The organism is Streptomyces cupreus, from assembly GCF_014257025.1.
Lineage (GTDB): Bacteria > Actinomycetota > Actinomycetes > Streptomycetales > Streptomycetaceae > Streptomyces > Streptomyces cupreus.
The window spans coordinates 12082-31219 of the sequence record NZ_JACMSF010000007.1 but is presented as its reverse complement, the minus strand read 5'-3'; the positions used below and the strand labels follow the sequence as shown (position 1 = coordinate 31219).

The 19138-nt window shown below is 69.8% G+C and carries 16 protein-coding genes; 7 read left to right on the top strand and 9 right to left on the bottom strand.

What is annotated here, in order from left to right:
- Positions 1 to 54: 54 nt before the first annotated feature.
- Positions 55 to 3093 carry an excinuclease ABC subunit UvrA gene (gene uvrA / locus H4N64_RS08720; RefSeq protein WP_186281549.1) on the bottom strand — a complete coding sequence of 1013 codons (3039 nt, stop codon included), beginning with the start codon at positions 3091 to 3093 and terminating at the stop codon, positions 55 to 57.
- Positions 3094 to 3315: 222 nt separating this feature from the next.
- On the opposite strand from uvrA, the gene H4N64_RS08715 reads away from it, so the two are divergent.
- On the top strand, positions 3316 to 4002 hold the full coding sequence (locus H4N64_RS08715; RefSeq protein ID WP_186281548.1) for a maleylpyruvate isomerase family mycothiol-dependent enzyme: 687 nt from the start codon (positions 3316 to 3318) through the stop codon (positions 4000 to 4002).
- 9 nt (positions 4003 to 4011) lie between these two features.
- A complete protein-coding gene (locus H4N64_RS08710) occupies positions 4012 to 4668 on the top strand; it encodes an MBL fold metallo-hydrolase (RefSeq protein WP_186281547.1) in 657 nt (218 codons plus the stop codon).
- Positions 4669 to 4905: 237 nt separating this feature from the next.
- On the opposite strand, the gene aroQ is transcribed toward H4N64_RS08710, so the two are convergent.
- Positions 4906 to 5379, bottom strand: a complete 474-nt coding sequence (gene aroQ, locus H4N64_RS08705; RefSeq protein WP_186281546.1) for a type II 3-dehydroquinate dehydratase — start codon at positions 5377 to 5379, stop codon at positions 4906 to 4908.
- A 104-nt stretch (positions 5380 to 5483) separates the two neighbouring features.
- Between aroQ and H4N64_RS08700 the strand changes: the two genes are divergently transcribed.
- Positions 5484 to 6530, top strand: coding sequence for a S66 family peptidase (locus H4N64_RS08700; protein WP_186281545.1), 1047 nt, complete (start codon positions 5484 to 5486; stop codon positions 6528 to 6530).
- Positions 6531 to 6625: 95 nt separating this feature from the next.
- Complete coding sequence (locus tag H4N64_RS08695; protein ID WP_186281793.1) at positions 6626 to 7897, top strand: MFS transporter; 1272 nt, start codon at positions 6626 to 6628, stop codon at positions 7895 to 7897.
- A 109-nt stretch (positions 7898 to 8006) separates the two neighbouring features.
- Here the strand turns inward: H4N64_RS08695 and H4N64_RS08690 are convergent, their stop codons facing one another.
- The 6 genes from H4N64_RS08690 to H4N64_RS08665 all read right to left on the bottom strand — a co-directional run bounded on the left by H4N64_RS08690 (position 8007) and on the right by H4N64_RS08665 (position 15529).
- Positions 8007 to 8309: a hypothetical protein gene (locus H4N64_RS08690; protein WP_186281544.1), complete on the bottom strand. Its 303-nt coding sequence runs from the start codon at positions 8307 to 8309 to the stop codon at positions 8007 to 8009.
- A gap of 128 nt (positions 8310 to 8437) precedes the next feature.
- A complete protein-coding gene (locus H4N64_RS08685) occupies positions 8438 to 9439 on the bottom strand; it encodes a TerC/Alx family metal homeostasis membrane protein (protein ID WP_186281543.1) in 1002 nt (333 codons plus the stop codon).
- Between the two features lie 254 nt (positions 9440 to 9693).
- The gene (locus H4N64_RS08680) at positions 9694 to 11697 is read right to left on the bottom strand and encodes a TerD family protein (protein ID WP_186281542.1); all 2004 of its coding nucleotides are present in this window, start codon (positions 11695 to 11697) and stop codon (positions 9694 to 9696) included.
- 62 nt (positions 11698 to 11759) lie between these two features.
- Positions 11760 to 12338 (bottom strand): TerD family protein, encoded by a 579-nt coding sequence (locus H4N64_RS08675; protein WP_186281541.1) that lies wholly within the window; start codon positions 12336 to 12338, stop codon positions 11760 to 11762.
- Positions 12339 to 12490: 152 nt separating this feature from the next.
- The gene (gene uvrB, locus H4N64_RS08670; RefSeq protein ID WP_186281540.1) at positions 12491 to 14623 is read right to left on the bottom strand and encodes an excinuclease ABC subunit UvrB; all 2133 of its coding nucleotides are present in this window, start codon (positions 14621 to 14623) and stop codon (positions 12491 to 12493) included.
- Between the two features lie 39 nt (positions 14624 to 14662).
- Positions 14663 to 15529, bottom strand: a complete 867-nt coding sequence (locus H4N64_RS08665; protein WP_186281539.1) for an MHYT domain-containing protein — start codon at positions 15527 to 15529, stop codon at positions 14663 to 14665.
- Positions 15530 to 15807: 278 nt separating this feature from the next.
- Here H4N64_RS08665 and H4N64_RS08660 point away from each other — a divergent pair, with 278 nt between their 5' ends.
- The 3 genes from H4N64_RS08660 to fdhA all read left to right on the top strand — a co-directional run bounded on the left by H4N64_RS08660 (position 15808) and on the right by fdhA (position 18573).
- Entirely contained in the window at positions 15808 to 16680 is an 873-nt protein-coding gene (locus H4N64_RS08660; RefSeq protein WP_186281538.1) for a glycerophosphodiester phosphodiesterase, read from the top strand.
- A gap of 72 nt (positions 16681 to 16752) precedes the next feature.
- A complete protein-coding gene (locus tag H4N64_RS08655; protein WP_186281537.1) occupies positions 16753 to 17307 on the top strand; it encodes a methylated-DNA--[protein]-cysteine S-methyltransferase in 555 nt (184 codons plus the stop codon).
- 36 nt (positions 17308 to 17343) lie between these two features.
- Positions 17344 to 18573 (top strand): formaldehyde dehydrogenase, glutathione-independent, encoded by a 1230-nt coding sequence (fdhA, locus tag H4N64_RS08650; protein ID WP_186281792.1) that lies wholly within the window; start codon positions 17344 to 17346, stop codon positions 18571 to 18573.
- Positions 18574 to 18654: 81 nt separating this feature from the next.
- On the opposite strand, the gene H4N64_RS08645 is transcribed toward fdhA, so the two are convergent.
- Positions 18655 to 19083 (bottom strand): VOC family protein, encoded by a 429-nt coding sequence (locus H4N64_RS08645; RefSeq protein ID WP_186281536.1) that lies wholly within the window; start codon positions 19081 to 19083, stop codon positions 18655 to 18657.
- Between the last annotated feature and the right edge of the window lie 55 nt (positions 19084 to 19138).

Sequence of the window (19138 nt, the reverse complement as noted above, 5' to 3'; positions counted from 1 at the left end):
GACGCGCCCCCGCGGGAGGTCTCCGCGGGGGCGCGCTGCTCAGTGCTGACGGGCTCAGGCCTTGCGGGCCCGGGTCGTCTTCTTCGCCGGTGCCGCCTTCTTCGTGGCTCCTGCGGCCTTCTTGGTGGCCGTGTTGTTGACGGCCTTGGTGGTCCGGGCGGTGGCCGTCTTCTTCGCCGTCGCCTGGGCCGCGACCGCCTTCCTCGCCGCCGCCCCGCGCGGGGCCTTCACGGAGGACGCGTCGCTGATCCGGTCGGCGCCGAGGATCTCCCGCAGGAACTTGCCGGTGTGGCTGGCCGGGACCGCGGCGACCTCCTCGGGCGTGCCCTCGGCGACGACCAGACCGCCGCCTGCGCCGCCCTCGGGGCCCATGTCGACGACCCAGTCGGCGGTCTTGATCACATCGAGGTTGTGCTCGATGACGATCACCGTGTTGCCCTTGTCGACCAGGCCGGCCAGGACCCTCAGCAGCTTGCTGATGTCCTCGAAGTGCAGACCGGTGGTCGGCTCGTCGAGGACGTAGACCGTGCGTCCGGTGGAGCGCTTCTGGAGCTCGCTGGCGAGCTTGACGCGCTGGGCCTCACCGCCGGACAGGGTGGTCGCCGACTGGCCGAGGCGGACATAGCCGAGACCGACGTCGTTGAGCGTCTTGAGGTGGCGGTTGATCGCCGGGACGGCCTCGAAGAAGTCCATGGCTTCCTCGATCGGCATGTTCAGGACCTCGGAGATGGACCTGCCCTTGTAGTGGACCTCCAGGGTCTCCCGGTTGTACCGGGCGCCGTGGCAGACCTCGCACGGGACGTAGACGTCCGGGAGGAAGTTCATCTCGATCTTGATGGTGCCGTCGCCCGCGCAGTTCTCGCAGCGGCCGCCCTTGACGTTGAAGGAGAATCGGCCGGGCAGATAGCCGCGGACCTTCGCCTCGGTGGTCTCGGCGAACAGCTTGCGGATGTGGTCGAAGACGCCGGTGTACGTCGCCGGGTTGGACCGGGGGGTGCGGCCGATGGGCGACTGGTCGACGTGCACGACCTTGTCGACGAGGTCGTCGCCGTCCACGCGCGTGTGCCGGCCCGGGACGTTCCGGGCGCCGTTGAGCTCGCGGGCCAGGTGCGTGTACAGGATGTCGTTGACCAGCGTCGACTTGCCGGATCCTGACACACCGGTGACCGCCGTGAAGACGCCCAGCGGGAACGAGACGTCGATGTCCTGGAGGTTGTTCTCCCGGGCGCCGTGCACCGTGAGCCGGCGGGTCGGGTCCTGCGGGCGCCGGATGTCGGGCAGCGGGATGGACTTCTTGCCCGCCAGGTACTGGCCGGTCTGCGATTCGGTGTTGGCGAGCAGTTCCTTCAGGGAGCCGCTGTGCACGACCTTGCCGCCGTGCTCACCGGCGCCGGGGCCGATGTCGACGACCCAGTCGGCGACCTTGATGGTGTCCTCATCATGCTCGACGACGATGAGCGTGTTGCCCATGTCGCGCAGCCGGACCAGGGTCTCGATCAGCCGGTGGTTGTCGCGCTGGTGCAGACCGATGGACGGCTCGTCGAGGACGTACAGCACGCCGACGAGGCCGGAGCCGATCTGGGTGGCCAGGCGGATGCGCTGGGCCTCGCCGCCCGAGAGGGTGCCGGCCGCGCGGTTCAGCGAGAGGTAGTCCAGGCCGACGTCGACCAGGAACCGCAGCCGTTCGTTGACCTCCTTGAGCACGCGCTCGGCGATCTTCTTGTCGCGGGCGTTGAGCTTCAGCTCGCCCAGGAAGTCCGCGCAGTCGCTGATGGACATCGCGGAGACCTCGGCGATCGACTTCTCCATGATGGTGACCGCGAGGACGACCGGCTTCAGGCGTGTACCCGCACAGGTGGGGCAGGGCACCTCGCGCATATAGCCCTCGAAGCGCTCCCGGCTGGCGTCGGACTCGGCCTCGCTGTGCCGGCGCTTGACGAAGGGGACGGCGCCTTCGAAGGGCGTCGTGTACACACGCTCGCGGCCGTACCGGTTGCGGTAGCGGACCTCGATCTGTGTCTTGTGCCCGTACAGCAGGGCCTTCCTGGCGCGCTGCGGGAGCCCCCCGAAGGGGATGTCGGTGCGGAATCCCAGCGCGTCGGCGAGGGCGCCGATCAGTCGGCCGAAGTAGTCCTTGGTGTGGCCGTGCGACCAGGGGTGGATGGCGCCCTCGTCGAGGCTCTTGTCCTCGTCCGGGACGATCAGCTCGGGGTCGACCTCCATGCGCGTACCGATGCCGGTGCACTCGGGGCAGGCGCCGAAGGGCGAGTTGAAGGAGAAGGAGCGCGGCTCCAGCTCCTCGAAGGAGAGGTCGTCGTACGGGCAGTACAGGTGCTCCGAGTACATGCGCTCGCGCTCGGGGTCGCCCTCGGGGAGGTCGACGAAGTCCAGCACGACCATGCCGCCGGACAGGCCGAGGGCGGTCTCGACGGAGTCGGTCAGGCGGCGCTTGGCGGAGTCCTTCACCGTGAGGCGGTCGACGACCACCTCGATGGTGTGCTTCTCCTGCTTCTTCAGCGTGGGCGGGTTGGAGAGCTGGATCGTCTCGCCGTCCACCCGCGCACGGGAGTAGCCCTTGGTCTGGAGATCGGAAAAGAGGTCGACGAACTCGCCCTTGCGCTCGCGCACCAGCGGCGAGAGCACCTGGAAGCGGCTGCCCTCCGGAAGCTCCAGGACCTTGTCGACGATGGCCTGCGGCGACTGGCGCGAGATCGGGCGGCCGCACTCGGGACAGTGCGGCTTGCCGATGCGCGCGAAGAGCAGCCGCAGATAGTCGTAGACCTCGGTGATGGTGCCGACCGTCGAGCGCGGGTTGCGCGAGGTCGACTTCTGGTCGATGGAGACCGCGGGCGACAGGCCCTCGATGAAGTCGACGTCCGGCTTGTCCATCTGGCCGAGGAACTGGCGGGCGTACGAGGACAGCGACTCCACGTAGCGCCGCTGGCCCTCCGCGAAGATGGTGTCGAAGGCCAGCGAGGACTTGCCCGACCCCGACAGGCCCGTGAAGACGATGAGCGAGTCGCGCGGCAGGTCGAGCGAGACATTCTTGAGGTTGTGCTCGCGCGCGCCACGGACGATGAGACGGTCGGCCACGCCGGTCCGCACCTTTCTTGAGAGAAGTGACAGGGGCGAGGCCCCCGTCCTTCTCAGACTAGGGGGAGCCACTGACAACGCCGGTCGGATTCCCGGATGCGTAACAATCCCCGGCCACCCAGCATGCCCGACGCCACTTCCGACCCTATAGCACGTGCATTCGAATAAGGGCGCCGCTTCACCACCTTCACCCAAAGGTGTAGCGGGACTAAGGTCAGCAGCATGATTGATCACGCTCATGACCTGGCGTCTGTACGTGACGCGACCGAACGGCTGCTCACCGCTGCCGCCAAGCTGGACAACGCCTCGGTCGCCGAGCCGTCACGGCTGCCCGGCTGGACCCGCGGCCATGTCCTCGCCCACCTCGCCCGCAACGCGGACGCCCTCGTGAACGTGCTCGAAGGGCGCCCCATGTACGCCTCCGCCGAGGCGCGGGACGCCGACATCGAGCGGGACGCGCCGCGCGCCCTCGACGTCCAGCTCGCGGACGTGCGCGAGAGCGCGGCCCGGTTCGCACGGGCTGGGGAGGTGCCCGCGGACTGGTCGCGGACGGTGGAGCTGCGCAACGGCGTCACGGACTCCGCGTCCCGGGTGCCCTTCCGGCGCTGGGTCGAGGTGGAGCTGCACCACGTGGACCTCGGGATCGGGTACGAGTTGGAGGACCTTTCGGAGGAGTTCACCCAGCGCGAGATCAACTTCCTCGCGGAACGGTTCCGGGGCAACCCCGAGGTTCCCGCCGTGATGATCGTGGAGGACGACGGCCGGCAGATCCCCACCGGCCGTCACGAGGGAGACCCGGTCACCGTCAGCGGCCGCCAGGCCGATCTGCTCGGCTGGCTCTGCGGCCGCCGCGACGGATCGGCGCTGACCGCCGTCGGCGGGCCACTCCCGACACTCCCCCCGCTATAGGCTGCCGCCATGACGTACAGCGGAGAGGTGACGGTCGGGGGCCCGGCGGACGTGCACGAGCTCAAGGACCTGATGATCACCAAGATCGCGGTCGGTCCGATGGACAACAACTGCTATCTGCTGCGCTGCCGGGCGACGGACGAGCAGTTGCTGATCGACGCGGCGAACGACGCGGAGACGCTGATCGGCATGATCGGTGACGACGGCATCGCGTCGGTCGTCACCACCCATCAGCACGGCGACCACTGGCAGGCGCTCGCGCAGGTCGTCGCGGCCACGGGCGCGCGCACATACGCGGGGCGCAACGACGCCGAGGGCATCCCCGTACCGACCGACGTCCTGGTCGACGACGGGGACGTGATCCGCGTGGGGCGCGTGGAACTCACCGCACGCCACCTCGTCGGGCACACACCGGGCTCGATCGCCCTCGTCTACGACGACCCGCACGGGCACCCCCATGTGTTCACCGGGGACTGCCTGTTCCCGGGCGGCGTGGGCAACACCCGCAAGGACCCGAAGGCGTTCGCCAGCCTGATCCACGACGTCGAGACGAAGATCTTCGACGTGCTCCCGGACGAGACCTGGGTCTACCCGGGCCACGGCAACGACACGACGCTGGGCGCGGAGCGGCCGCAACTGCCGGAGTGGCGCGCGCGAGGGTGGTGAGAGGCGTCGCCGTGGCAAGTCTCGGCCGCGCGCCCCGTGTGAACCCTTCGCACGCACCCGCGCCCTGCGCGCGCTCCCGGCGCATGCCGTTGCGCAGTCAACTGGTAGCAGCCCGCACAGGATGACGGCTCCTGGGCGGTACGGGCCGCCGGTCTCATTCCCCGCCCTCGACCGGCGGCCCCGGTGCGCGCACGGACCGCGCGCCGGTAAGGAGCGCGCGTCCATGGGAGGCGGGTCTTACGCCTTGGCCTGCGCCGCGCCCACCAGCGCCGCGACGCGCTCGACGCCGAAGACATAGCCCTGCACCCCACAGCCGGCGATGACCCCGTCGGCGCGCGCCGATACGTAGGAGTGGTGGCGGAAGGACTCACGCTGGTGGATGTTGGAGATGTGGACCTCCAACACCGGCATGCCGTCACAGGTGTTGAGCGCATCCAGGATCGCGACGGACGTGTGCGAGTAGGCGGCCGGGTTGATGACGATCCCGCAGTGGTTCAGCCGCGCCTCGTGGATCCAGTCGACCAGCTCGCCCTCGTGGTTGGACTGGCGGAAGTCCACCGTCCCGCCGTGCGCGGCCGCCGCCTTGGCGCACATCGCCTCGACGTCGGCGAGGGTGTCGGAGCCGTAGATCTCGGGCTGACGCTGGCCGAGCAGGTTCAGGTTGGGGCCGTTGAGGATCATGATCGGGGCGTTGGCCAGGGTGCGGGGCACGGTTCCTCCGGTCCGTTCGGTGTGGAGCGGCCCTTGGAGGACCGCTGCTCAGACCCGGTTTATCACGGTGCGCGGGCGGAGCGGCGGCCCGTACCCTGCCCGACATGACGACGATCTCGTATCCCCCCAAGCCCTCCCCCGGCGACCGCATAGCCGTCATCTCCCCCGGCAGCGGCCTGCCCGGACTCTTCCCGCGCCCTTTCGAACTGGGCCTGGAGCGGCTGCGCAAGGAGTACGACCTCGAACCGGTGGAGTACCCGGCGACCCGCAAGATGGGATCGACACCCCAGGAACGGGCCGAGGACATCCACGCCGCCTTCGCCGACCCGGACATCAAGGCGGTGATGGCGTCGATCGGCGGCGACGACCAGATCACCGTGCTTCCCTTCCTGGACCGGGAGTTGATCCGGGCGAACGCGAAGCCGTTCTTCGGGATGAGCGACAACACGAACCTGCTGGCGTTCCTGCGCAATGCCGGAATCGTCGGCTATCACGGCGCGACGGTGATGACCGCGCTGGGCCGCCCGGTCGCCATGAGCCGGCTGACGGCGGACTCGCTGCGCGCGGCGCTGTTCACATCGGGCGAGTACGAGTTGAGCCCCGCCGACCGCTGGAACGACATCGACCGCGACTGGGCCGACCCGGCAACCTTCGACGCCGAGCCCGGGACAAAGCCGGGCGCCGGCTGGACCTGGGTGAACGCCGAGCGTGTGGTGGAGGGCCGCAGTTGGGGCGGCTGTCTGGAGATCCTCGGCTGGCTGCTGATGGCCGACCGTGAGATCCCACGCGACCTGACGGAGTTCGACGGCGGCGTCCTGCTCCTGGAGACCTCGGAGGAAATGCCCAGCGGCACCGAGATCTTCCGCACCCTGCGCAACATGGGCGAGCGCGGACTCCTCCAGCGCTTCTCCGCACTGCTGATGGGCCGCCCGAAGACCTGGTCCTTCGAGCACCCCAACAGCCCTGAGGAAGCGGCGCGTTACGCCGAGGAACAGCGCGAGGCCGTCCTTCGCGCCGCGCGAATATACGCCCCCCACACCGCGATCGTCTTCGATGTGGACTTCGGCCACACCGACCCGCAGCTCGTGATCCCCTACGGCGGTCTCGTACGGGTCGACGGTCCGGCCCGGCGCATCACCGTCGCGTACTGAGGCGCGGCGGGCGCTTCCCCACGCCCCCATAACCAGCGGTCACCGTGGGTAGTTGACGCGGCATGCACGACGTACGCACCGTAAGGGCGCCCTCCATGCTCCGGCTCGCGGCCGCCTCGCTCGCCGGGACGGCCATCGAGTTCTACGACTTCTTCGTCTACGGGACCGCCGCGGCGCTGGTCCTGGGACCGCTGTTCTTCCCCACGTTCTCGCCGGTGGCGGGGACACTGGCCGCGTTCGGGACGTTCGGGGTGGGGTTCTTCGCACGGCCGCTCGGCTCCGTGCTGTTCGGGCACATCGGGGACCGGCACGGGCGGCGGCCGGTCCTCGTCGCCTCCTTGTTGCTGACGGGCGCCTCCACGGTCGCGGTCGGCTGTGTGCCGACGTACGACACGATCGGGGTGGCCGCTCCCGTGCTGCTGCTCGTGCTGCGCTTTCTGCAGGGCCTCGGGCTCGGCGGGGAGTGGGGCGGGGCCGTCCTGCTGACCGCGGAGCACGCGCCCGCCGAGCGGCGTGGGCTGTGGTCGAGCTTTCCGCAGGTGGGCCCGGCGGTCGGCTTTCTGCTCGCGAACGGCGTGACGCTGGCGCTGGCGGCGACGCTGTCCGAGGCGCAGTTCGCCGCGTGGGGCTGGCGGGTGCCGTTCTGGGCGGCGGGCGTGCTGGCCGTGGCGGGCCTGTGGCTCAGGTCGTCGCTCGCCGAGAGCCCGCAGTTCCTGGAGATCGACGACCACGCGCGCGTGCCGCTCGCCGAGGTCGTGCGCGACCACTGGCGGCTCGTGCTGCTGACGGCCGGCGCCCTCGCGGTGGGGTACGCGATCTTCTACGCGGTGACGACCTGGTCCCTCGCCTATGCGACCGAACGGCTCGGGGTCAGCCGTACGGTCATGCTGGTCTGCATCATGGGCGCGGTGCTGGTGAAGGGGTCGCTCACCCCGGTGGCGGCGCTGCTCGGGGACCGGTACGGGCGGCGGCCGATGTGTCTGGCGGGGTGCGCGGCGGCCGCGGTGTGGATGTTCCCGATGGTCGCGCTGCTCGCCACTGGCGCGCCGCTGCTGATGTTCCTCGGCTTCCTGGGCGCGATGCTCGCGTTCATCACGATGTTCGCCGTCATCGCCGCCTATCTGCCGGAGCTGTACGAGCCGCGGGTGCGCTGCACGGGTGCCGCGGTCGGCTACAACCTCGGCGGGGTCCTGGGCGGCGCGCTCACGCCGATCGCGGCGACCGCGCTGGCCGAGCAGGGCGGCCGGGTGCCGTGGGGTGTGGGGGCGTATCTGACCGGGATCGCGCTGCTCAGCCTGGGCTGTTTCGCGCTGCTGCCGGAGACGCGTCCGGCGCGGGCGGTGGCGCCGGCGCCGGTCATGGATTGACCGCGAGTTCCGGATAGGCCGCGAACAGCCGAGCGATCATGCGGCGATCGCCGCAAAGGCGGACGGGCCCGGCATGTCGGCCATGCGCGGCCCGATCACCTCTGCCGGGCTACTTGAGGTCGCTCGAATCCAGCAGATCGCAGTTGATGAAGCGGGGTTCACGGGTGCACAGCGCACCTAGTTGCTCGGCCATCTTGGTCGTCTCGGGGCGCTCGCTGTTGCGCATCGCCTCCTCGTACGACTCGAACTCGATCAGTGAGAGGTAACGCCCGGGCGTGTCACGGTCCTTCAGGAGGATGCGGTGGGTGGGGCCGCCCTCCTGGCCCGTGTTGCGCTGCCGTGCCTCTTCCAGCAGCTGTTCCATTTCGTCGAGCCGCTCGGTCTCGAAGTCGATGATCTGCACGAACTTCACGGATACCTCCGCCGCCCACTGCGCCCCCGGGCCGGGGAACGCGCTCAGAACAAAGCAAGCACCGGGAGCGGTGCACGGCAATCGCCGCGCACCGCTCCCGGTGATGGTTGTTTCTACGCCCGAAGCCGTCAGGCCTCGATGCTGTCCTTCGGAGCGCCTTCGCTCTCCTTCTGCGCCGCCTCGGCCGCCGCCTGCTTCTTGGAGGCGCGGAGGCTGGTGATCGTGGTGACGATCAGGACGGTGCAGATCACGCCCAGCGAGACCGGAATGCTGATCTCCGGGACATGCACCCCGGACTCATGCAGCGCGTGCAGCACCAGCTTGACGCCGATGAAGCCGAGGATGACCGACAGGCCGTAGCTGAGGTGGACCAGCTTCTTCAGCAGGCCGCCGATCAGGAAGTACAGCTGCCTCAGCCCCATCAGCGCGAAGGCGTTGGCGGTGAAGACGATGTACGGGTCCTGGGTCAGACCGAAGATCGCGGGGATGGAGTCCAGGGCGAACAGGACGTCCGTCGTACCGATCGCGAGCATCACGACCAGCATCGGGGTCATGACCCGCTTGCCGTTCTGCTGGATCCACAGCTTGGTGCCGTGGTAGCGGTCGGCGACTCCGAAGCGGCGCTCGGCGGCCTTGAGGAGCTTGTTCTCCTCGTACTCCTCGTCGTCCTCGTCGGCCCGGGCCTCCTGGATGAGCTTCCAGGCGGTCCAGATCAGGAAGGCGCCGAAGAGGTAGAACACCCAGGAGAAGCTGGCGAGGATCGCGGCGCCGGCGGCGATGAAGATCGCGCGCAGCACCAGCGCTATGAGCACACCGACGAGGAGCACTCGTTGCTGGTACTGCGAGGGCACGGCGAACTTCGCCATGATCAGGACGAAGACGAAGAGGTTGTCGACGCTCAGCGACTTCTCGGTGATGAAGCCCGCGAAGAACTCACCGGCGGGCTGGCCGCCGCCGAAGACCAACAGGCCGAGGCCGAAGAGTCCGGCCAGGACGATCCAGACGACGGTCCAGATCCCGGCTTCCTTGATGGACACGTCGTGCGGCTTGCGGCCGATGAAGAAGTCGACCGCGATGAGGGCGGCGAGACCCACGATCGTCAGGACCCACAGGGTCACGGAAACATCCACTGCGCCTCCGGCAGTACGTAACGGCAAATGTCAGCGTCGTCGCTGCCGGAGGTCTCTTCCACCCTCGAAAGGGCCGACGCCCCGGGATCTGGCCTGATCCGTATTGACGGGTACGCCGCAGTAGACAGGGAGTACTCCCCTCCGCACGAAAGAGAGTACCCAATCACCAAGGAAAGGTAAAGAGTGAAGTAAAGAAAGGACCAAAAACCCAGTTCAGAGTGGCTTTACGGTTGCTTTGTAAAGGCCGGGTCAGGTCACCGGTTCCAGGAGCGGCGGGCTGCGGCGACCTGGGTGAGGACCTGCTGGAGCACCTGGCTGCCGGGCGGCACGAGCGGCGGCTCGTAGGTCCAGGCGTGCCCCACCCAGGGGTCGGCGAGATGGTCCTCGGGCACCGGGGTCAGTCGCAGCAGCGAACGCCACAACGGGTCCAGCAACGGACCGTAGGCGGAGGCCTCCTCGCGGTCGGCGACCATCATCAGGTGGACGCCGACGGACGGGCCCTCGTCCGCGAGATAGCGCAGCTGGTTCACGGCGCGGTCGTCGAAGCCGTGCGGGAAGTCGTTGACGATCAGCAGTTGCTCGGAGGTGTCGAAGCCGGGCGGCAGCGACTCGGACGCGCCGCCGCGGACCGCCATCTGCACCAGGTCGACCCGCTGGGTGAGCCGGCCGAGGACCTCCGTCACCCCCGCCGCCCCCACGGCGGGCGGCGCCGCGAGCACACCGGTCTGCACCAGCGGGGCGAGCGCCTGGGCGCCGGAGCCGGCCGGGTCGATGACATGGACCGTGAAGTCGCCCGCCGGATGGACGGCGAGCAGCCGGGCCGCGTGCGCCACGGCCGTCTCCAGGGCGAGCCGGCGCAGGTCGTGGGAGTCGTGGAACGCGCCGTCGAGCGATCCGGGCGTTCCGCTGTCGATCCACAGACCGCGCTCCAGCGGCAGCCGGACCAGCATCGGTATGCGCAGCGGGTCGCTCTCGGGCAGATGCAGATCGCCCAGGCGCAGCGCCATGGGCGTCTCCATCGGCACGCGGTAGGCATGCCAGACGGGGTTGTCCCAGCGCGCGTACGCCGGCGGCAGCGCGGGCTCGACGACGTCGGACTCGGCGGTGAGCTGGGCGAGGTCCCGGTCGAGGGTGGCCCTGGCCTGGTCCACGAGCTGGGCGTGCTTGGCCTGGGCCGCCTCGCGCGCGGCGTCGCCCTGGCCGCCGATCCGGCTGCGCGGGTCGGACAGGACCTGGTCGAGCTCCTTCTCCATGCGCGAGTCGGCGAAGTCGACGGCACTGCGGTACGCGGCCGTCGTCCGGGCCAGGTCCTCGAACATGCCCCACACCTGGTTGTAGAGCCGCTCGTCCATGGACCAGCCGGTGGCGTCGCCCGCGACGGGCTGCCCGGGCTGACCCGGCTGGGCCGGGGGCACGGGCGGGGCGGGCGGCGGCGGAGCGGTGTTCTGCCGTCCCGGGTGGCTGTAGTTGATGCCGCCGTTGGCGGCGGGCGGATCCGCGGGCGCCGCCGGGTAGCCGGCTGCGGGGGTGTGGTGCGGCGGCTGCCCGCCGTACGGCGGTGTGGCGGGCGGCGGCGGTACGGCGCCGGAGGCGCCCTGGGTGCCGTACGGCGACGTGGGTGCGGTGCCGCCCTGGTCGGGGCCCATGGCCGGCGTGGCCTGCTGCCGGGAGCGGTCGCCCTGCGGGGGCGCCGGGACCGAACGGGCCAGGCCCTGGGCCACCGCGTCGTTGATGCCGTTCGCCAGCAGGCCCGCCTCGGGCAGGTTCTGGTCGGCGAGGAGCTCGGCGAGGCCGCCCGCGTAGCCCTGGCCGACGGCGCGCACCTTCCAGGCGCCCTGGCGGCGGTAGAGCTCCAGGGCGACGACGGCCGACTCGGCGTCCAGGCCGGTGATGGTGTAACTGGCCACCTCGGAGCCGTCGAGGCCGGTGACCGCGACGAAGGGGGCGGCGACCGCGCCGAAGCGGACCGGGCCCCCCACGCCGGTGGGCAGGGCGAGCAGCACACTGACCCGGTGCACGACCTCCGGCACGGCGTCCAGGTCCACCGCGAGTCGATGGTCGGCGGCCGCCTGCCGGGAGACCTCCAGGCCCGGCAGGGTGGGCGCGCCCGGATGGGCCACCCACTCCGTGCCGTGGACCTTGCCGTTCTCGTCGCTGAGCGTGGCGCCCGCCACGATCGGCGCGCCGGCCGAGACCCGGATCTCAAGACGGGCCTGGGAGAGCGGGTGGTTCTGCCCCCGCACCAGCTCGGCCGTCATCGCCTTCGTCCCCCTGTGTCGCTGTGCCTCGTGTGGTGAAGTGTGCTGCTCGTCCGCTCGGCCTACAGGTGCGGCAGGATCGCCGGCATCAGGTCCTGGAAGGTACGGCCGTTGGCCGGCGTTCCGAGGGCCGTCATCGTCCAGCCCGGGCCGGTGCGGTGCACCTTCGCCATGATCTGGGCGGTGTAGGCGCCGCCACCCGCGAGGGTGTAGCGGGCGAGCTCCTGGCCGTTGGTCTCGTCGACCAGACGGCAGAAGGCGTTCTGCACCTCCTGGAAGGTCTGGCCCGTGAAGGAGTTCACGGTGAAGACGATCTGGTCGATGTGGACCGGGATCCGCTGCAGGTCGACGAGGATCGCCTCGTCGTCGCCGCCCTGGCCGACACCGCCGACCAGGTTGTCACCGGTGTGCCGGACCGAGCCGTCGTCGCTCACCAGGTGGCGGAAGAAGACCACGTCGACCGGCTGCTTGTCGGCGAACAGGACGGCGGAGGCGTCCAGGTCGACCTCCCGGGTGCGCGAGCCGAACAGGCCACGCCGGGGGGCCGCCTGCCAGCCGAGACCCATGCGCACCGCGGTCAGGCTGCCGCCGTCGTTCTTCTGCAGACTGATGGCCTGACCCTTGGTCATGTTGACGGTCACGCGCTGATTCCCCTCTCGAACTGTCCCCTGTTGCCGCGGAGTCCGCGGATGACGAGAACCCTACGCAGGGGCACTGACAGTGCCGAACCCAGGTCCGCACTTTGTGTCGGTCTTGCAACACTGCGCGCCCCCGCGCGGTCACCCCTGTCCCGTCAGGCCAGGCCCGCCTCCTTCATCTGGCGCAGTTCCTTCTTCATCTCGGAGACCTCGTCGCGCAGCCTGGCCGCGATCTCGAACTGGAGGTCGGCCGCGGCGGCGCGCATCCGCGCGGTCATCTCCTCGATCTGCTCGGTGAGCTCGGCGGCGGGACGGTCGGTGGGCACCGTCTCCTTGGCCTTGCCCTTCGCCGCGCCCTTCGCCGCCTTGCCGCCGAGCGAGGGCACCGGGGCCTTGGCGCCCTTGCCGTCCTTGGTCTTGCGGTAGCCGGAGCCGAGCAGCTGCTCGGTGTCGACGTCCTCGCGGGCGATCTGCGCGACGATGTCGTTGATCTTCTTGCGCAGCGGCTGCGGGTCGATGCCCTTGGCCTTGTTGTACGCGATCTGCTTCTCCCGGCGGCGGTTGGTCTCGTCGATGGCCTTCTCCATCGCCGGGGTGATCTTGTCGGCGTACATATGGACCTGGCCGGAGACGTTGCGCGCGGCGCGGCCGATGGTCTGGATGAGGGAGGTGCCCGAGCGCAGGAAGCCCTCCTTGTCCGCGTCGAGGATGGCCACCAGGGAGACCTCGGGCAGGTCGAGGCCCTCGCGCAGGAGGTTGATGCCGACCAGCACGTCGTACTCGCCGGCGCGCAGTTCGCGCAGCAGTTCCACGCGGCGCAGGGTGTCGACGTCGCTGTGCAGATAGCGCACCTGGATGCCGAGTTCGAGGAAGTAGTCGGTGAGGTCCTCGGCCATCTTCTTGGTGAGCGTGGTGACCAGGACCCGCTCGTCCTTCTCGGTGCGCGCCCGGATCTCGTGCACCAGGTCGTCGATCTGACCCTCGGTGGACTTCACCACGACCTCGGGGTCGACCAGGCCGGTGGGGCGGATGATCTGCTCGACGGTGCCGTCGGAGCGCGAGAGCTCGTACTGGCCCGGGGTCGCCGACAGATACACCGTCTGGCCGATGCGCTCCTGGAACTCCTCCCACTTCAGCGGGCGGTTGTCGAGGGCGGAGGGCAGCCGGAAGCCGTGCTCCACGAGGGTGCGCTTGCGGGAGGCGTCGCCCTCGTACATGGCGCCGATCTGCGGCACCGTCACATGCGACTCGTCGATGACGAGCAGGAAGTCGTCCGGGAAGTAGTCGAGCAGGGTGTTGGGCGGCGAGCCGGGCAGCCGGCCGTCGAAGTGCATCGAGTAGTTCTCCACGCCGGAGCAGCTGCCGATCTGGCGGAGCATCTCGATGTCGTACGTGGTGCGCATGCGCAGGCGCTGGGCCTCCAGCAGCTTGCCCTGCTTCTCCAGCTCGGCGAGGCGCTCCCCCAGCTCCTTCTCGATGTCGTTGACGGCCCGCTCCATGCGCTCGGGTCCCGCGACGTAGTGGGAGGCCGGGAAGACGTACAGCTGTTGGTCGTCGCTGATGATCTCGCCGGTGACCGGGTGCAGGGTGGACAGTGCCTCGATCTCGTCGCCGAACATCTCGATGCGGACGGCCAGCTCCTCGTAGACCGGGAAGATCTCGATGGTGTCGCCGCGCACCCGGAAGGTGCCGCGGGCGAAGGCCATGTCGTTGCGCGTGTACTGGATGTCCACGAAGCGGCGCAGCAGCTGGTCGCGGTCGATCTCCTCGCCGACCTTGAGGGGGACCATGCGGTCCACGTACTCCTGCGGGGTGCCGAGGCCGTAGATGCAGGAGACCGAGGCGACCACGACGACATCGCGGCGCGTGAGGAGCGAGTTGGTGGCGGAGTGGCGCAGCCGCTCGACCTCCTCGTTGATCGAGGAGTCCTTCTCGATGTAGGTGTCCGACTGCGGGACGTACGCCTCGGGCTGGTAGTAGTCGTAGTACGAGACGAAGTACTCGACGGCGTTGTTCGGCAGGAGTTCCCGGAACTCGTTCGCCAGCTGGGCGGCCAGGGTCTTGTTCGGCGCCATGACCAGGGTGGGGCGCTGGAGCTGCTCGATCATCCACGCGGTGGTGGCGGACTTGCCGGTGCCGGTCGCGCCGAGCAGGACGACGTCCTTCTCACCTGCCTGGATGCGCCGGGCGAGGTCGGCGATGGCCTGCGGCTGGTCGCCGCTGGGCTGGTAGGGGCTGACGACCTCGAAGGGCGCCACCGTGCGTTCGATGCTGGAAACGGGCCGCATGGATCCACCGTACGGCCACCCACTGACAACGCGGACCGGTCACCGTTTCTGCGGGGTGCGGGAGCGGCGTTCGCCGAGGTTGCGGCGGGCGCGGAGCTGGGGGCGGCGGTCGGTGTGGGCGGCGGCGCTGTGGGCGGGGATGCCGGGCTTGTTGTCGACGGGGGCCGGCTCGGGCTTGCCCATGACCATCAGCGGGTCGAGCATCACGACGACCCCGGCCAGCAGCAGGAAGGCGAGCGGACCGATCATCAGGGGCGCGAGCAGGGCCGCGGGCGAGTCGCCCGTCGGGGGGTCCTGGGCGCCGTGCAGATGGACGCTGAGGGCAGCCATGCCGGTGTAGTGCATCCCGCTGACGGCGAGCCCCATGACGAGGCTGGCGCCCACGCTCCACAGGAAGCCCCTGACCTGTCCGGCGGCCCACAGGGCGGCGGTGGCCGCGGCCATGGCTATGGCGACGGAGGCGGCGACGGTGAGGGTGTTGTACTCCAGCTTGCCGTTGAGCTGGAGGCCCGCCATGCCGAGGTAGTGCATGGAGGCAATGCCGAGTCCGGTGATCGTGCCGCCGGTGAACAGGGCGGTGCCGCGCGCGCCCTTGTAGCCGACGATGAAGATCCCGGTGCCGACCATGACGATGGCGACGGCGAGGCTCGCGAACGTCATCGGTTTGTCGTAGTGGATCGGGGTCTCCTCGACCGTGAACCCCATCATCGCGACGAAGTGCATGGTCCATATGCCGGAACCGATGGCCGCCGAGCCGAGGACGAGCCAGCCGGGGCGCCAGGAGCGGGTGACGAGCATCGCTCTGGTGGTGCAGCGCAGGCCGAGGGCGCCGCCGAGGCAGGCCATGAGGTAGGCCACCAGCGGTGTGACGAGGCCGTAGCTGAATCCGTCGACCGTGCCCTGCATGCGCGGCTGTCCTTCCGCCCTCTTGCGTCCCGGAATGTGCTGATATGCGCCCCCTCCCAGGACCGCCCGGGCGGTCAGGTCGAGTGCAGAGAGTATGACTCCCACCGGAATGGTCGAACGATTTTCCGGCAAAGAAACACGGCCCTGCCCCAGTTGTGCGGCAGCGGTGAACGGACTTGGGCATCCCCATTCAATCCATGGCCATTCCGCAACCCCCTATCGTTGACGCTCTGCTGTCACAGTGATGCTGTCCGTGATGCCCGTCAGAAGGAGTACGCATGCACGCGCGCGCAGTTGCCGCCATGACCACCGCGCTCCTGGGAACAGCCGCCTTCCTGCTGCCGTCCTCCGAGGTCCGGGCGGACGCCACCGGGACACCACCGACGGTCCTCGCCCACCGCGGCGCCTCGGCCTACGCGCCCGAGAACACCCTCGCGGCCGTCGACAAGGCGGCGGAGCTCGGCATCAAGTGGGTCGAGAACGACGTCCAGCGCACCAAGGACGGCGAGCTGGTCGTCATCCACGACGACAACCTGAGGCGAACGACCGACGTCGAGGAGGTCTTCCCCGGCCGGGCGCCCTGGAAGGTGAAGGACTTCACGGCCGCCGAGATCGCCCGCCTGGACGCCGGAAGCTGGTTCGGCCCCGCGTACGCGGGCGCGCGCGTGCCGACACTGGAGCGGTACATGGACCGCGTCGAGCGGCACCGCCAGAGGCTGCTCCTGGAGATCAAGAACCCCGGCCTGTACCCGGGTATCGAGCGGCAGACCCTGAAGGTGCTCGGCAACGAGGGCTGGCTCGACCGGAGCCACCTGGGCCGGCTGATCGTGCAGAGCTTCAGCGCGGACAGCGTGCGGACCGTCCATGATCTCAAGCCGGCCGTGAAGACCGGTTTCCTCGGCACTCCGGCCGTGGCGGACCTGCCCGGGCTGGCCGGCTTCACCGACCAGATCAACCCCTCGTACGGCTCGATCTCCACGGGCTACGTCGCCGCCGTACACGCCTTCACCGGACCGCACGGCAAGCCGCTGGAGGTCTTCACCTGGACCGTCGACGACGCGGCGAACGCCCGGCGGGTGGCCGGGTACGGCGTCGACGGCATCATCACCAACAAGCCCGACGTGGTGCGGGACGCGGTGCGCGGGCGCTGACGCCGGGTCCGGGAAGCCGGTCCGGCGCCGGCTCCCCGGGCGTTGTCAGTGCCGGGCCGTACGGTGGGACGCATGGACAGCCATGGGCACAACGAGCAGCGGGTCGCCTGGACCGTCGTCGGCACCGACATCGGTCCGCTGCTGCTGGCCGCGACCCGCGAGGGCCTGGTCAACGTCGTCTTCCACGCCACCGGCGCGGTACGCGACAAGGCCCTGGACCGGCTCGCGTCGCGGCTCGGCGGCGAGCTGGTCGAGGCGCCGGACTCCCCTGTGCTCGCCGAGGCGATACGCCAGCTGAAGGCCTACTTCGCGGGCGAGCGGCACGACTTCGAGCTGCCGCTGGACTGGTCCCTGATATCGGGCTTCAACCGGCAGGTGCTGCGCGAGCTGGCCTCGGGTGTGCCGTTCGGCTCGGTCGTCGGCTACGGCGCCCTGGCCGGGCGGGTGGGCCAGCCGGGCGCCGCCCAGGCGGTCGGCATGGCGATGGGCGCCAATCCGCTGCCCGTGGTCGTGCCCTGTCACCGGGTCGTGGAGAGCGACGGCGGGATCGGTGGTTTCGGGGGCGGTCTGGAGACCAAGCGGAAGCTGCTCGCCCTGGAAGGTGTGCTGCCCGAGCCGCTGTTCTGAGCCGTCGGACGCCGCCCCTGCGCGACGGCTGGCCGGATCCCTCCTGCGAACAGGGCAGTCGCGTATCTCAAGCCGGGCGCGGTGGAGGTCAGGACCATCGACTATCCGACGCTCGAACTCCAGGACGGGCCGGGAGTGGCTCCCGACAACGTCGGCCGCAAGCGCCGGCACGGAGTCATCCTCAAGGTGCTCGCCAGCAACATCTGTGGAAGCGACCAGCACATGGTGCGCGGGCGGACGACCGCGCCGGAGGGGCTGGTTCTCGGACACGAGATCACCGGAGAGGTCGTCGAGCGGGGTCCGGACGTCGAGACGATCGACGTCGGCGACATCGTCTCCGTACCGTTCAACATCGCCTGCGGACGGTGCCGCAACTGCAAGGAGCGCAAGACCGGGATCTGTCTGAACGTCAACCCGGCCCGCCCCGGGGCGGCTTATGGCTATGTCGACATGGGTGGCTGGGTCGGCGGCCAGGCCGAGTACGTCATGGTCCCGTACGCGGACTTCAATCTGCTGCGGTTCCCCGACCGGGACCAGGCCCGGGAGAAGCTGCTCGATCTGACCATGCTGTCGGACATCTTCCCGACCGGCTTCCACGGCGTGGTCAGCTCCGGCGCCGGTGTCGGCTCCACGGTGTACGTCGCCGGGGCCGGTCCGGTCGGTCTCGCGGCGGCCGCGTCCGCGCAGCTGCTGGGCGCCGCAGTCGTCATCGTCGGCGACCTCAACGCCGAACGCCTGGCCCAGGCGCGGAGCTTCGGCTGCGCGACCGTCGATGTCTCGCGCGGCGGCGTGGACGAGCAGATCGCCGAGATCCTCGGCGAACCCGAGGTGGACGCCGCGGTCGACGCGGTCGGCTTTGAAGCGCGGGCTCACGGCCCCGACGCCCCGGAGGCCCCCGCGACGGTCCTGAACTCGCTGATGGGCATCACGCGCGCGGGCGGCGCCCTGGGCATCCCCGGGCTCTATGTCACGGACGACCCCGGCGGGGTCGACGAGGACGCGAAGTCCGGGACGCCGAAGGTGCGCCTCGGCCTCGGCTGGGCCAAGAGCCACCGATTCACCACCGGACAGTGCCCGGTGATGACGTACCACCGGAGTCTGATGATGGCGATCCTGCACGAGCGGGTGCACATCGCCAAGGCGGTGGGCGCGACCGTCATCGGTCTGGACGAGGCACCACGCGGCTACGCCGAGTTCGACCAGGGCGCCAGCCGCAAGTACGTGCTCAATCCGCACGGGGCGCTGGACCGCGTACGGCCCGTGTGAGGCACCGAGCGGGGTGCCCACGCGCGCGTGGGCACCCCGTGCGCCGTCTAGTGGCTGTGACCAGCACTTTCCCAACAGGCCCTAGTCGTAGTGCCGCGCCTCGAAGACGTTCCCGTCCGGGTCGCGGAAGTAGAAGCTGCGCTTGGCCGGGCCGCGGGCGCCGAAGGAGTCGTGGGAGATCTCCGAGATGGGCACCTCGCCTTCCACGAGGCGGGCGAGGAGGGCGTCGAAGGCGTCCGCCGGCAGGGCGACGCACACGTGGTTGACCGGGTGTCCCGCGCTCTTGTCGGCGCCCGGGAGCATCTTCATGTGTTCCGCCATGGTCTGCGGCATAAGGTCGATGATGGTGTCCTCATTGAGGCGCACCGAGGGAAACGACACTTGCCCCGCGGCGAACTCGGCGAGCCGCACGGGCTGCGTGCCGAGGATCCTCTCGTAGAACTCGGCCGACCCGATCGGGTCGCTCACCCAGAGGACGACATGGTCGATTCGTGCGGTGTGGTCGCTCATACGTCCCAGGCTGGTGTCGTCCCCCACAGGCCGCAAGTGGTTTGACCGGGCGCCG